Source organism: Streptomyces sp. NPDC001714 (assembly GCF_042892755.1).
Lineage (GTDB): Bacteria > Actinomycetota > Actinomycetes > Streptomycetales > Streptomycetaceae > Streptomyces.
Genome location: NZ_JBIAUL010000010.1, coordinates 291,402 through 305,622 on the forward strand (window position 1 = coordinate 291,402; position 14,221 = coordinate 305,622).

At 75.7% G+C, this 14,221-nt stretch carries 7 protein-coding genes; all 7 read left to right on the plus strand.

The window, feature by feature from the left end:
* Positions 1-37 precede the first annotated feature (37 nt).
* The 7 genes from ACFY0P_RS26695 (at position 38) to ACFY0P_RS26725 (ending at position 14,209) form a co-directional block, all read left to right on the plus strand.
* Complete coding sequence (locus ACFY0P_RS26695; RefSeq protein WP_388917969.1) at positions 38-892, plus strand: DUF4132 domain-containing protein; 855 nt, start codon at positions 38-40, stop codon at positions 890-892.
* Positions 889-5,841 carry a hypothetical protein gene (locus ACFY0P_RS26700; protein ID WP_388917972.1) on the plus strand — a complete coding sequence of 1,651 codons (4,953 nt, stop codon included), beginning with the start codon at positions 889-891 and terminating at the stop codon, positions 5,839-5,841. Before ACFY0P_RS26695 ends, ACFY0P_RS26700 begins: the two co-directional genes overlap by 4 nt.
* A gap of 46 nt (positions 5,842-5,887) precedes the next feature.
* A complete protein-coding gene (locus ACFY0P_RS26705; protein ID WP_388917975.1) occupies positions 5,888-7,051 on the plus strand; it encodes an AAA family ATPase in 1,164 nt (387 codons plus the stop codon).
* 4 nt (positions 7,052-7,055) lie between these two features.
* Positions 7,056-10,643 carry a DUF5682 family protein gene (locus tag ACFY0P_RS26710; RefSeq protein WP_388917979.1) on the plus strand — a complete coding sequence of 1,196 codons (3,588 nt, stop codon included), beginning with the start codon at positions 7,056-7,058 and terminating at the stop codon, positions 10,641-10,643.
* Entirely contained in the window at positions 10,640-12,463 is a 1,824-nt protein-coding gene (locus tag ACFY0P_RS26715) for a hypothetical protein (RefSeq protein ID WP_388917982.1), read from the plus strand. The genes ACFY0P_RS26710 and ACFY0P_RS26715 overlap by 4 nt, the downstream gene beginning before the upstream one ends.
* A gap of 158 nt (positions 12,464-12,621) precedes the next feature.
* Entirely contained in the window at positions 12,622-13,482 is an 861-nt protein-coding gene (locus tag ACFY0P_RS26720; RefSeq protein WP_388917985.1) for a LuxR C-terminal-related transcriptional regulator, read from the plus strand.
* Positions 13,469-14,209 carry a class I SAM-dependent methyltransferase gene (locus tag ACFY0P_RS26725; RefSeq protein ID WP_388917988.1) on the plus strand — a complete coding sequence of 247 codons (741 nt, stop codon included), beginning with the start codon at positions 13,469-13,471 and terminating at the stop codon, positions 14,207-14,209. Before ACFY0P_RS26720 ends, ACFY0P_RS26725 begins: the two co-directional genes overlap by 14 nt.
* Positions 14,210-14,221: the final 12 nt, after the last annotated feature.

The window sequence follows — 14,221 nt, forward strand, 5'->3', positions numbered from 1 at the left end:
CGCCATCACTTGATCACTGCGGTGCGGGGAGGCACGCATGGGGTGGGTGACGGCCGGGGACTACGAGGTGGCCCTGGACGACGGGAAGGTGGTCTGCCGCAACGCAGCAGGGCGGCGGCTGAAGTCCGTGCCCGCGAAGCTGGCGGACGATCCGGCCGTGCTGGGGCTGCGGCAGCTCGCCGAGTGGCTGGAGCGCCACGAACGGCAGTGCCTGGCCGACGTGGAGCGGTGGATGATCCGCTCGCTTCCCGTGCCGCTCGCCGTGCTGACCCAGGTCTGGCCCGACCCCGCCTGGCAGGCGGCGCTGCGCGACCTGGTGGTCACCGGCGCCGACGGCGAGGTCGCCGGATTCCTGCGGGACGCCGACGCCGACCGCGGGCTCGGCCTCGTCGACCTCGACGGCGACACCGTGCGCATCGCACCCGAACTGGTCCGGCTGCCGCACCCGGTGCTCCTCGAAGACCTGGCGGAGCTGCGGGAGTTCGCCGTGGAACTGGGCGTCGAGCAGCGGGCCCAGCAGCTCTTCCGCGAGGTCTGGCACCGCCCGGCCGCGCTGGACGCGGAGGGCACCCAGATCGAGGAGTACGCGGGCGGCGTCTTCAAGGAGCTGCGGTTCCTGCACGGCAGGGCCACCCAGTTGGGGTACCGCGTGCGCGGCGGATACGCGGTGTGTTCCGTGCTGGAGGAGGGCCGCGGGGTCGAGGCCAGGGTCTGGATCGGCGACTACGACAGCTACTTCGAGACCGAGACCGGCCCGCTGATGTGGACCGATCCGGCGGGCCGGACGCTGAGGCTGGGTCAGGTCGGCCCGGTCGCCTGGTCTGAGGGGATGCGGATGGCGGCGGCGCTGTACGCAGGGCGGGACGTCGAGGACGAGGAGCGGGCGGCATGACCACGTACGACGACACCACCACGACCGCGCTGCTCGACGCCGGCGCGATCCTGCCCCCGGGCACCACCGAGCGGGAGGACGCCGACGTCCTGACCGCACGCACGTACACACACCCCGCCCTGGACGGCCGCGCCGTGGTGCGGCTGGTCCCGGGCACCCTCGGCGAGGCCGAGGACCTGGCGCTGGAGTTCCTCGGTCTGGGCCGGCGGCCGGAGGCGCCCGAGGTCGGTCAGGTGCGCCGGGAGACCCTGGGCTTCCCGGCCTGGGCGCTGGTGCACGACCCGGCCAACGGCCATCACGCCCTCGCCCTGGTCAAGGACGTCGAGCGGCTGGCCCGGCAGGCCAAGTCCAAGCCGGGCAACGCGAAGGAGGGCTTCGAGGCCCTCGGCGAACGGCTCGGCCGCGCGGTCCCGCACTTCCTGCCGACCTTCTACGAGCAGGCAGCCCGCATCTTCCTCCAGCACGAGAACACGACCTACGCGGCCGCCTTCTTCGGCAAGGCCCGGGAGGCCGAGCGGGTGCACGCCCTGGCCGTGGACGAGGAGCGGCAGCGGGCGGTGTTCCTGGAGTTCGCCTTCGCCGGTGCGCTCACCGTCAAGGCGCTGAAGGAGTACGTGAAGGACCTCGCGCGGCGGCTCGAACCGGCCACCGCCTGGGCACAGTTCCGGCAGCTGACGGTGGAGCGCTGCGCGGCCGGCATGCCGCCGTACGCCTCGCTGCCGCAGGACGCGCGCGGGCTGATCAAGACGGCGGGACTCGACCGGGTCACCGAGGAGTGCGCGCTGGTCGCCGACCTGCTCGCGTCCCCGGCCGCCGTCCGCGCGCCCGCCTCCTTCTGGAACGCCTACCGCAGCGTGCTGCCGGTCCTCGCCGAGCGGCGACCCGAGATCCGGGTACGGCTGCTGGAGATCATGCCGGCCGGCCTCGGCCGGGACGTGGCGGACGACGAGTTCTGGCTGGCGCTGCTGGCCGAGTGCGGGGCGGACCTGCTGCTCACCGAGGACGGCGGCGGGGAGGTCGACCCGGCGGACTGGCTCGGCCGGTGGGCCCAGCACCGCAAGCACGGAGGTACGTACGCGGACCGCTCCCCCGCGACGCTGGCGCTGGTGGAGCGGATGGCGTCCCGGCTGCGGGCCGGCGGACGGCCCGTCGACCTGTTCACCGGGCGCTGGCAGGCGGGGGCCGACCTCGATCTGCTGGACCTGTGCGTGGCGGAGGGCATCGCGCTGGCCGTTCCCGACGCGGACACGCACGTGGACCTGCCGCTGGCCGTGTGGCTGCGCGACGAACGGCCCGGACAGCGGGACCTGAAGGCCGTCGCCGCCGAATCCCGTTACCGCGCACTGCTGTTCGACGCCGTGGAGGTACTCGGCCGGGGGCAGGGGCCCGCGGAGCTGCCCAAGGTGGCCGCGCATCCGGTGCTCGGCGACGTCCTGCGCGAGTGGCTGCGGGAGGCGACCGCGGAGTTGGCCACGACCGCCGGACTTCCCGGCGCCGACACGGAGCTTGAGCGGCTTCGCCCCTTCCGGGCGGTGGTGCGGGAGAGCCCGCAGGCGGTGCGCCGGCTCACCGAGTACGACATCGTCCCGGTCCTCGGCCGTACGCTCCGCGCCGGGCTCCTGGACGAACTGGGCTGGCCCGCGCTGGAGGAGGCGCTGGAACTGCTCGACGCCGAGGTCCGCAAGGACCGGGACAACACGCTGTCGGTGACCGAGGCGTGGCCCGCGCTGATCCTGGTGCGGGGTCACAAGGCGATCGTCGTCGGCCCCGAGGGGATCCTGCTCACCCACGACCTGCGGCTGCCCACGGACCTGGATCGCTGGCATCGGCCCCGGTTCCGGTACGTCGACGGCGAGTTGCTGGTGATGTGGCGGGACGGTTCGAAACAGCACGGCTACTGGTCGAACCGCCCGACCGAGGTGGTCCCGCTCGGTGGTGAGCAGATCCCGAGCTGGTGGTCCGGCATGGACGCGGCCAACGCGTCGATCCCGCTGCCCGGTGGCGGTCGGGCCACCGGTGGCCGCACCCTGCACGCCGGGGACACGGTCCTGCCGCCGGGCCGCCCGGTCCTCGGCGACGGCACCACGTACTGGCGTCAGGGCAGGCAGGGCCGGCAGTCGCTGTGGCTGGAGTACGACCCGGTGACCGGCGAGCACGGGCGGGCCTCGCTGCCCGCGCTGCTGGCGTCGGCCGTCCGCGAGGACGCCTCGCTGCTGCACGGCTCCTGCGAGGTGCTGCCGCTGCAACCCGGCCTCGAGCACAGCCCGTTCGGCACCGACGGCACGGTCCTCGGCCGGTGGGTGCGCACGGAGGGCGAGGGAGCGGAGGCGCGGACGACCGCCGGTACGCCGGACGGGCGGACGGCGACCCTGCGGGCGGCCCGCAACGGCCGGGTGCCGGGGGTGCCGCTGGGCGCCCTGCGGCTGCCGGGCGGGGCCGAGCCGATCGCCGCGCAGACGTACCAGAGCGTCGCCCTGCACGCGGGCGACGGCACCGAACTCGGGCGGGTGTCCTTCGGCGAGTCCGGCGGGGCGTACGCGGCCGGTACCCGGCTGGTGCCGCCGGTCGCGTTCTGGCACGCGCTGCGCCCCCGTGACGAGCGCGGGTCGGCCGTACTGCGCACCCTGACCGACGAATCGGCCGGTGCGCTGATGCGGGCGACGGCGACGGCGCTGGACGAACGGCAGCAGGCGCTGGCGCGAGCCGGCAAGGACGACAGAGCCAGGGCCGCGGTGCCGGGCACGGACGAGGTCACCCTGGCCGCGGTGGCACGGGCGCTGCCCGAGCTGACCGACCGGCGGCTGCTGGCCGGTGTCGCCTCCCACGTCCGTGCCGCGCTGCGGATCGCCGAGGCGGCCGCGTCCCTGGCCAGGCCCGCGCAGGAGCGGCCCCGGCAGCCCCGGCAGCGGACCGAGGGCATGTTCGCCGACTACTCCCCGGACCACGGCGGCGACCGGACACTGCACGACGCCACGGCCGGCGTCGTGTCCCTGCAGAACGCGTGGCACGGCGGCTGGGCCGCGCTGCGCCAGATCCGCGCGGTCAACCACGTGCTGTCCGGCAGACCCGCCGACGGCAAGCCGCTGCCGGAATCCGAGCGGCTCACCGCCGCCGGCGACGGCTGGCAGAGCGACGAGCACACCGTTCCCGGCATCGGCGCGGTGTGGCCGCCCGTCCTGGGCGCTCTGCGGCCGCTCGCCTACCGCGCCGCCTCGCCGTCCCTGACCGACGCGCAGCGCGAGCCGCTGCTCCTGCTGTTCGAGGCGCTGACCGAGGGACCGCTCCCCGGGCTCGGCACCACGCTGCGCGAGGTCGTGCTGAGCGAGCCGCACGACAAGCAGCAGCGGGTGGGGCAGGTACTGCGCCGGGACGGCCGTACGGTGGTGGTGCTCGGCTGCCAGAGCGTCGACGTCCGGCTGGACACGGTCGAGTGGCTGGCGCTGGACCACGACCCGTCCGGGGCGTTCGGTGCCGTCGGGCACTTCACGCTGGTCCAGGAGATCCGGTACGACGCCGGGATCCCGGCGGACCGGCTGGCCGAACTGACCCGGCTGATCCGGGAGAAGGGCGCCGCCCCCTGGCGGCCCGAGGCCCCCGAGGCGCTGGCGACCGCGACGCAGGGCGGGCTCGGCCCCCTCCAGGCCACCGTACTGCTGGCCGGCCACCCGCACGCCCCCGCTGCCGAGGGACTCGCGGTCGTCGGTCTCAAGCCGCGGCAACGGACCTTCGGTGCACAGCTGCTGAACTCGCTGGGACAGGACGAGCAGCGGGCCCTGCTCGGCGCGCTGCTGCCCGACGACCCGGCGGAGCTGTGGACGACCGGCCCCGACACGGCGGCCGCGGGCCGGCTGTGGGCCGAGCGCCTCGGCACCCTGGTACGCCTGCCGGAGGAGCTCAGCACCGACCTCGCCGGCATGGGCGCCGGTCACGCCGAGGCCGTCCTCAACCCCGCGCGCACCCCCTGGCTCGCCCGCACCACGGTGTTCCGGACCGACAAGGACGGCGACTTCACGCCCGCCGACCCGTCGGCGGTGCCCGGTTCGTACACGCTGGCGGGGGCCCTGGAGAGTCTGGCCGCGCTGGCGTACGTGCTGCCGTACGGGCATGTGCTGCGGGCCGGGCTGACGGACGGGCTCCGCGCACTGCGCCGGCGGCTGGCCGATCCCGGGCTGCTGCTCGACCTGGACCTGGAGTGGACGGAGAAGGGCGGCCCGACCTCCGTGCAGTTGCGCAAGGTCTTCGGCCTGCCCGAGACCGGCGACGGCGACGCGCACGGGCTGACCAGGGCCGGTGACACCCTGGTGCTGCGCCCCTGGTACTCGGACACGGAGCATGTGCTGCTGCGGCCGGCAGCGCTGACCGGAGCCGACGACCCCGTCTTCGGCCTCCTGGAGGGCCTGCTCGGCGAGGGGCGTTCGTCCCGGCTGCGGGCCGTCCGGACGCTTCTCGGCGAGGACCTCGCCCGTGCCCTCGCGGCCGGGGGACCCGCAGGGTACGCCCAGGACCCCACGGTCGGCGTGCCCGCGCTGGTCGCCGAGGTGGCCGGCGCCCATGGCCTGGGCGAGGACGCGGCGGCGCTCTACCTCCAGCTGCTGGCGCTGCCCGATCCGACCGACCGCAACTGCGCGCGCTGGACCGGCTGGAAGCCCGCCCGGATCAAGAAGGCGCGCGCCGAACTGGCCGCGACCGATCTGGTCGTCGAGGCGAAACGGCCGCGCGCCGGCCGCACCCTCTTCCTGCCCGGCGGCTGGCGCGACCGCAGGGCTCCGGCCGTGCCGTTGGAGACCTGGAAGGAGGCCCTCTACCCGGTCTCCGGCGGCAACCGGACCCTCCCGCTGGTCCCGGTGCCGGAGCTGTTCGCCCGCGCCTGGGAGCGCGTACGCGCCGGGGACGCCCCCGCGTACGAGCAGCTGACCACGCGAGCGCCCCGCGCAGGCCGCCGCCGATGACCACGATCCGAACCACCGCCCGAACTGCCCTGAAGGACGACCGCCGATGACCGCCGGCACCACGCCTCTCCGCCAGATCGTCCCGCCCGAGGAGCGGTACGCCGCCGAACTGGCCTTCCTCGCCGCGTACGACGCCGGTCCGCGCCCGCCCGCCTGGCGGCTGACGCCCCGGGCCGTCGTCACCTTCGTCATGGGCAGCGGAGGCCAGGCGCTGCGGCTGCCCGACGACGCCGAGGCACCTCCGGGGGTGCCGCGCCGGCTCGTCGTGGAGGGCAAGTTCGTCGGCGACCGGGCCCTCGTCGAGCGCTGTGTGGTGACCCTCGCCGGGGAGCGGGGGCTGCTGCTGGTCGGCGAGCCCGGCACCGCCAAGTCGATGCTGTCGGAGTTGCTGTCGGCCGCGGTGTGCGGCACCAGCGGCCTGGTCGTACAGGGCACCGCGGGCACGACCGAGGACCAGCTCAAGTACGGCTGGAACTACGCCCTGCTGCTCGCCCAGGGCCCGAGCCGCCAGGCGCTCGTGCCCTCCCCGGTCCTCACCGCGATGTCCCGGGGTGCCGTCGCACGCGTGGAGGAGGTCACCCGCTGCCTCCCCGAAGTCCAGGACTCGCTGGTCTCGCTGCTGTCCGAACGGCGCATCGCGGTACCCGAACTGGCGGGCACGGACGACGCGTTGGCGCACGCCGCCCCGGGGTTCACCCTCATCGCCACGGCCAACCTGCGGGACAAGGGCGTCTCGGAGATGTCCGCCGCGCTCAAGCGGCGCTTCAACTTCGAGACCGTGGGCCCGATTCCGGACCTCGACGCCGAGACCGCGCTGGTACGCGGCCAGGCCCGGGCGTCGGTGGAACGGGCGGGGGCGCCCTTCCAGGTGGACGACGCGGTCCTGGAGGCCCTGGTCACCGCGTTCCGCGACCTGCGCGAGGGGCGGTCGGCGGAGGGCTGGGAGGTGGAGCGCCCGTCCACCGTGATGAGCACGGCGGAGGCGGTGTCGGTGGCGGGCGCGCTGGCCCTGGCGGCGGCCTACTTCCCCGGGGACCGCGACGTCCTCGGCCTGCTCCCGGGCCATCTGCTCGGCGTCGTACGCAAGGACGATCCCGCCGACGCTGCCCGGCTGCGCGGCTACTGGGACGGTCCGGTACGGCGGCGCGCGGAACAGGGCTCGGCGACCTGGCGCACGCTGTGGGACCTGCGCACGGTCCTGGAGGCGTGACGCCGTGTCCGACTCCCCCGAGGCGGCCCTGGCCGCTCTCACCGACCCGGCGGGGCCGTACCTGATCGGTGTGCGGCACCACGCCCCCTCGCTGGCCGCCGCCGTCCCGGCGCTGCTGGACGCGGCGCAACCGGACGTGCTGCTCGTCGAACTGCCCGCGGAACTGCAGGAGTGGCTGCCGTGGCTGGCCCACGAGGAGACCCTGGCCCCGGTGGCCCTCGCCGCGGCACCGGTCGACGGCAGCGTCGGCCCGGCGTTCTATCCGTTCGCCGACTTCTCCCCCGAGCTGGCGGCGGTGCGATGGGCCGCGCGGAACGGTGTGCCGGTGGTCGCCTGCGATCTGCCCCTCGCGGACCGGGGTTGGCGGGCAGGGGAGCGCGCTGCGCAGGGGCCGGGTCGGCTGTCCGGCGCCCTGCGTTCCCGGCTCACCGGCCGGCCGGGCGACGACCTCTGGGACCGCCTCGTCGAGGCGGCCGCGCCCGGTTCGGCACCGGAGGCACTGCGGCGGGCCGCACTGCTGACGGGGTGGGCGCTGCGGGAGGAGTCGGCCGTCTCGGAGGTCGATCTGCGGCGGGAGGAGTGGATGCGTGCTCAGCTGGCCATGGCAACGGCGAACGGCGAGCGAGCAGCCGCAGTGGTCGGCGCCTTCCACACCCCGGCTCTGGCGGCCGGCCCAGGGGGCGCGGGGCTGCGTTCGGCATGCGGCCGCCGCCGCGTGGGCGCGCCCGGCCCCCACCCGCCCGCACCCGAATGGACAACCTCCCTCATTCCCTACGCCTACGCCCTCCTGGACGAGCGCTCCGGCTACCCCGCCGGAATCCGGGACCCCGAATGGCAGCACATGGTCCTCGAAGCGGCCGGTGAGCCCGGCACGTTGACGGACATGCTGACTCGCGCGGCCGTCCGCATCTGCGCCGAGCTCCGCGGTCTCGGCCACCCCTCAGGCCCCGCCGACGCCCGCGAGATCACCCGCCTGGCCGGAGACCTCGCCCGCCTGCGCAACCTCCCCGCGGCGGGCCGCGGCGAGTTGGTCGAGGCCGTCCAGACCGTACTGGCACAGGGTGAGCCCTACGGCAGGGGCCGGGCGGTGGCGAGGGCGATGGAGAACGTCCTGGTCGGCGACCGCGTCGGCCGTCCCGCGCCGAAGGCGCCCCGCAGCGGTCTCGCCCCGGCCGTGGAAGCCGAGCTCAGCGAGCTCGGCCTGCCCGGCCCTGCGGACGGCGGCGCCACCCGGGACCTGCGGCTCGACCCCCTCCGCTCGGATCTCGACCGGCGCCGCGAACTGCTGCTGCGCCGCCTGGCGTTGTGCTCCGTGCCGTACGCCGAGCCCAGGTCGGTGACCGGGACGGGCGGGGCCGACGCTCTCACCTCGCGCTGGGAGGTGCGCTGGACCCCGGCGACCGCCGCGATGCTGACGGTGGCCGGGATCCGTGGGGTCACCCTCGCGCAGACGGCCGAGGGCCTGCTGCGCGAGCGGAGCCGCAGGGAGCGGGACGCCGGTGGTCCGACGGGGGCGCAGGTGCTCGAGGGTCTGGAGCAGGCGGCACACTGCGGCCTGCCCGGCCTCGTCGAGGAGCGGCTCGGCGACATCGCCGAGGTACTCCCGCACGCCGGTACCCTGCCCGAACTCCTCGCCGGGCTCGCCCTGTTGGACCGGCTGCGGAGCGGTCACATCGCCGGCCTGGCCGCGGATGAGGACCGTACGGTCAGGACGGTCGCCGTGGCCGACCTGCTGACGTCGGCCGCGGTGCGCCAGGTGGACGGTCTGACCGGTTCCGAGGACCCGGCCGACGCCCACGCCCTGCTCGAACTCGCGCACCGCGCCGACCTGTCGGGGGGCATCCGGCTCACCGACGCCCTGGCCCGGCTGGCGGCCGACGGCTCCCCGTTGATGCGGGGCGCCGCCGGAGCCGTCCGCGTGCTGCTCGGCCAGGAGGAACCGGGGGCGTTCGGCGGCCGGGTCGCCTCCTGGGTGGACGGGGCCGTCGACGCCGAGTCCCGGTCCGCGCTCACCGCCCGGCTGACGGGGCTGCTGACGGCCGCCGGGCGGCTGCTGGAGGCGGCGGCACCGGCGTTGGAGCCCTTGGTCGACCGGGTGTCGGACCTGTCCGACCAGGACTTCCTCGACCGGCTGCCGGCCCTGCGCGGCGGTTTCGACACGCTGAGCCCGGCCGACCGCGAGCGTCTGCTGTCCGGGGTGGAGGAGCGTCTCGGCGTCGCTCGGGTGGCCGACACGGGCGCGATCGACCCGGCCGCGCTGGCCACCTGGACGCGCGCGGACCTCAGCGCTCGCGAAACCCTGCGCGGGCTCGGCCTGCTGCCCTCGCCGCGGGCACACACGGAGTCCGAGCCGACCGCCACCACCGCGTCCACGGCCGTGTCCGAGTCCGTGTCCGTGCCCGTGTCGGTGTCCGCGCCCGCGTCGGTGTCCGCGCCCGTGTCGGTGTCCGTGCCCGCGTCGGTGTCCGTGCCCGTGTCGGTGGAGGATCACCGGCTGGCCCCCGCCGACCGCTGGCGGCTGTTGCTCGGCCGCCGCGCCGACCGGCTCCCCGCGTCCGCGCGCGCCCTGGCCACCGCGCTGGACGAGCTGTACGGCCGCGGGCGCGGCGAGGGCAGCCGGGGTGACCTCGGCGGCACGGGCGGTGGGCGCGAGGCGTCGTATCCGGGGGTACGGGAGTGGTCGGAGGAACTGGCGGCGCTGTTCGGACCCGGCATCCGGGAGGAGGTGCTGGCGGCGGCCGCCGCGACGGGACGGCAGGACGTGCTGGCCGAGCTGGATCCGGACAGCGTGCGGCCCTCCGTGGATCTGCTGCGGTCGGTGCTGCGGCACGCGGGCGGGCTGCCCGAGGCCCGGCTGGCCGCGCTGCGCCCGCTGGTCCGGCGCCTGGTGGACGCGCTGACCCGGGAGCTGGCGACCCGGCTGCGCCCCGCGCTGCACGGTACCGCCCTGCCCCGGCCGAGCAGGCGCCCGGGCGGCGGCCTGGACCTGCCGCGCACGCTGCGGGCCAACCTGGCCACCGCCCGCCGGGCGGCCGACGGCACGGTCCAGGTCATCCCGGAGCGCCCGGTCTTCCGGACCCGGGCCCGGCGCGCCGCCGACTGGCGGCTGATCCTGGTCACGGACGTGTCCGGGTCCATGGAGGCGTCGACGATCTGGGCGGCGCTCACCGCCTCGGTGCTGGCCGGGGTGCCGACCCTGTCCACGCACTTCCTCGCGTTCTCCACCGAGGTCGTCGACCTCACCGGGCACGTCGAGGACCCGCTGTCGCTCCTCCTCGAGGTGAGCGTCGGCGGCGGCACCCACATCGCGGCCGGGCTGCGGCAGGCGCGCGAGCTGGTGACCGTGCCGTCCCGCACGCTCGTGGTCGTGGTGAGCGACTTCGAGGAGGGCTATCCGGTCGGCGGACTGCTCGCCGAGGTCAGGGCGCTGGTGGGGGCGGGGTGTCAGGTCCTGGGCTGCGCGAGCCTCGACGACTCGGGGCGCCCCCGCTACTCCACCGGAATCGCGGGGCAGTTGGTCGGCGCCGGGATGCCGGTCGCCGCCCTCAGCCCGCTCGAACTCGCCCGCTGGGTAGGGGAGAAGATCACATGAGCACGGAACGGGAACTGCCCGCCGTCGCCCCGGCCGTGACCGCCGAGCTGGTCGCGGCCCTCTCGCCCCGGTTGCGCAAGCGGCTGGACGCGGGCATCGCCAAGCTGGCGGACCGGCCGGCCGTGCGCGACGGCGACACCGTGCGTGTCACCGTCGACGACGAGGGCTCCGCGCTCGAACTGCACGCCCCCGGTGGCGTCGTGGCCGACGCGGCGGCCATCCGCTGCGGCTGCCTGCTGGCCCCGGACTGCCTGCACCGCGCGGCGGCGGCCTCGGCGGCACCGGTGGCCGACATGGCGGGGGCCGCCGCGCACACGGAGGACGCGCAGGACACAGAGGACGCGGAGCCGGCCGGGCCCAGTGAGCCCACCGAGGCTGCGGAGACATCCGAGCAGCCGACGGCCGTCCCGGCCGGCCGGCCGGCAGTTGCCGCCGAGGAGTCCGCGACGTCCCCGCAACTCGCTGCCGCCCACGCCGTTTCCGACGCCCTGGCCGCCGTGCTCGACGCCGGTACGGACGGTTCCGGTGCCGTGCTCCAGGCGGAGTTGCTGCGGGCCGCGCACACCGCGCGCCTCGCGGGTCTGCCCCGGGCTGCCGCGGCGGCGGTCTCCGTGGTCACCGCGTTGCGCGCGGCCCGCGCGGCCGACCCCGCGTTCCGGCTCGTCGAACTGGTCAGCGCCGTGTCGGAGGCCCTGTTCGTGGCTCACCGCGTCCCGTCGGCCGGTGGTTCCGAACTGGCCGAACTGCGGGGCACCGTACGGCAGCCGTACACGCCGGACGGTTCGCTGCGGCTGTACGGCCTGTTCTCGGAGCCGGTGCTCACCGCGAGCGGCTACGCCGGGGCCGTCACCTGGACCGCCGACGCCGAGGGGCGGCTGTACACGGTCTCGGACGTGGCGCCGGGCGGCGCGGGACGGGCGGTGGGCGCCGCCGACCGTGCCGTACGCATCGGGGACACGGCGCTCACGCACCGCGAGCTGGCGCGGGCGGGGCTCGCGGTGTCGGGGGCGACGGTGTCGCCGACCGGCCGGCTGGGGGCGGGCGCGGGGGTGCGGGCGGTGCGCGCGGCGGGGGCGGACTGGCGGGCCGAGCCGCTGGACCGGTTGTGGGCGGTGCCCGTGGCCGAGCAGGTCGGGCGTGCCCTGAACGGCGGCCACGATCTGCTCTTCCTGGAGGTGACGCCGGCCGGCGCGGTGCGAGAGGCGGCGGGCGACTGTCTGCTGGCCGACTGCGGCGGTGTGCCGTTGCGGCTGACGGCGGCGCACGACCATCCGGCACTCCCGGACCGCGGCAACCTGCGGTTGCTGGCCGCTGCGCGCGGGAGCCGGCTGCGTGTGATCGGCCGGCTCGCGGCGGCGCCGCACGCCCGCGCTCAACTCCTCGCGACCGAGCACCCCATGAACGCCGCGAGCCATGTCGACCTGGGACTGGACCGGCTTCAGCAAGCGGACCTGCCGGCCCCGGCGTCTGCGCCTGCGTTTCCCCCTCCACCGGCGCCGACCGGCGCGGTGCTCGCGCCCGACGAGGCACCCCTGCATCTGCTGCGTCGCCGGATCGAGCAGGCGGCTTCGGGCGGTCGGCGCGCGCTGGCCTTCCCGGGCGACTCGGCGGCCGACGCCCGCCGGCTGCACCGGCACGGTCTGGGCACGGCCGGCGATATCCTCGACGAGTTGCTCGCCGCGGCCGCGGAGCGCTCGCGCGACGCCTTCGGCCGTCTCCGTCCGGCGGACACCGGCCGCTTCGCCCGGGCCTGGCTGACCGCGGCGCGCTACACGGACGAGGTCGACCGGGTGCTGTGTGCGGCCGCCTGGGGCGGATGACCCGGTACGACGACGGTGTGCGGGCCGCCGCTCCCCCGTGCCGGCGGCCCGCGCCCGGAGTCGTCCCATCCGGTGCCGGTGCCCGGTTGAAGCATGCGGCACCCGGCCACCGCCTGGGTATGCGTATAACTGCGTAGGGGCACGAGCGGAGAGAACACGTGGTACACGGGCTGGACAGGGCCTACGAACGCCTCACCGAACTGGCCGTGGCCGCGCTCAACGAACGCGAGCCCGAACGGCTCTGGCCGCTGCTGGCCGACGCCGTGACCGGCCTGTGCGGCGGGGAGACGCTGATCTACAAACTGGACGACTGGAGCGAGGGCAAGGGCACGCTCGGCCTGTCGCCCGCCGCCGCCGTCGCGTTGGGCAGGCTCGGCGACGAGGCGCTGGGGGTGCTGCGCTCCGGCTACCCGTTCGCCCACCACTACGCGGCCGGCCTCGGCCGTACACCCGTCACGGCACGTCGGCTGGCGGGCCGGGCCTGGCCGGGGAGCGAGACCGCGCGGGTGCTCGCCGACACCCTGGACCTCGACCAGGTGCTGGCGCTCCCGCTGCCCGGCACGGTCGCACCGATCACGGGCTGCCTGGTCTACCGCTCCGGCGCGGACTTCACCGACGACCACGTGCGGATCGCCGAGCGCGCCCAGCCGCTGCTGGCCGCCGTCGAGCAGCAGCGCCGGCTCCTGGAACAGTGGCGCCGGTCGTCCGCGACGGCCGGAGAGCCGGTGGAGGGCGTGGCGGACTGTGCGCTGACGCCCCGCGAACTCACCGTTCTCCTCCTGCTCACCGACGCCCTGACCGCCGACGCGATCGGACGCCGGCTGGGCATCTCGGCGCGCACGGTGCACAAGCACGTCGAGAACATCTACCGCAAACTCGGCACCCGCGACCGCCTCGGCACGGTGCTGCACGCCCAGCGGCTGGGACTGGTTCCGGCGCCCGAGCGGGCGCCGGCCGGGAAACCCCGTGGACAGCGTCGCCGTCCGCCCGGCACAGTGGCCGTTCGTGACGAGCAGTGAGCTGTGGAGCCAGGCCGAGGCCGACCGCTACGACGGCGAGGAGAACGAGATGTCCTCGGCCGCCGTGCTCGGTCCGACCGTCGACTTCCTCGCCGAACTCGCCGGGGGCGGCCGGGCGTTGGAGTTCGCCATCGGCACCGGACGGGTCGGTGTCCCCCTCCTGGAGCGCGGGGTGCCGGTGGCGGGCATCGAGTTCTCCGAGCACATGGTGTCGGTCCTGCGGCGGAAGGCCGACGAGGAGGTCCTGCCGGTCGTGGTCGGGGACATGGCCACCGCCACCGTGCCCGGTGAGTTCGCCCTGGTCTATCTCGTCTACAACACGATCTCCAACCTGCTCACCCAGGACGAGCAGGTCGAGTGCTTCCGCAACGCGGCCCGGCATCTGGGGCCCGGGGGCCGGTTCGTGATCGAACTGGGGGTGCCGCCGCTGCGGCTGCTGCCGCCCGGCCAGGTCGCGGTACCGTTCGACGTCTCCTCGGGGCACCTCGGCTTCGACACCTTCGACCTGGTCGAGCAGATCCTCGTCTCGCACCACCTCACCCGCGACGGCGAGGACGGCCGCTACCGCCGGGACGCCTCCCGGCACCGGTACGCATGGCCCGCGGAGCTGGACCTGATGGCCCGGATCGCGGGCCTCGCGCTCGAGCGCCGGGTGGCCGACTGGGACGGCTCGCCGTTCACCCAGGACTCCACGAAACACATCTCGGTGTGGCGCAGACCTGCGTGATCGGCCCGGCCA

Excerpts from the sequence above, each read along its gene's own strand:
- ACFY0P_RS26715 (WP_388917982.1), top strand. The coding sequence starts at position 10,640 with ATGAGCACGGAACGGGAACTGCCCGCCGTCGCCCCGGCCGTGACCGCC.
- ACFY0P_RS26700 (WP_388917972.1), top strand. The coding sequence starts at position 889 with ATGACCACGTACGACGACACCACCACGACCGCGCTGCTCGACGCCGGC.
- ACFY0P_RS26705 (WP_388917975.1), top strand. The coding sequence starts at position 5,888 with ATGACCGCCGGCACCACGCCTCTCCGCCAGATCGTCCCGCCCGAGGAG.
- ACFY0P_RS26695 (WP_388917969.1), top strand. The coding sequence starts at position 38 with ATGGGGTGGGTGACGGCCGGGGACTACGAGGTGGCCCTGGACGACGGG.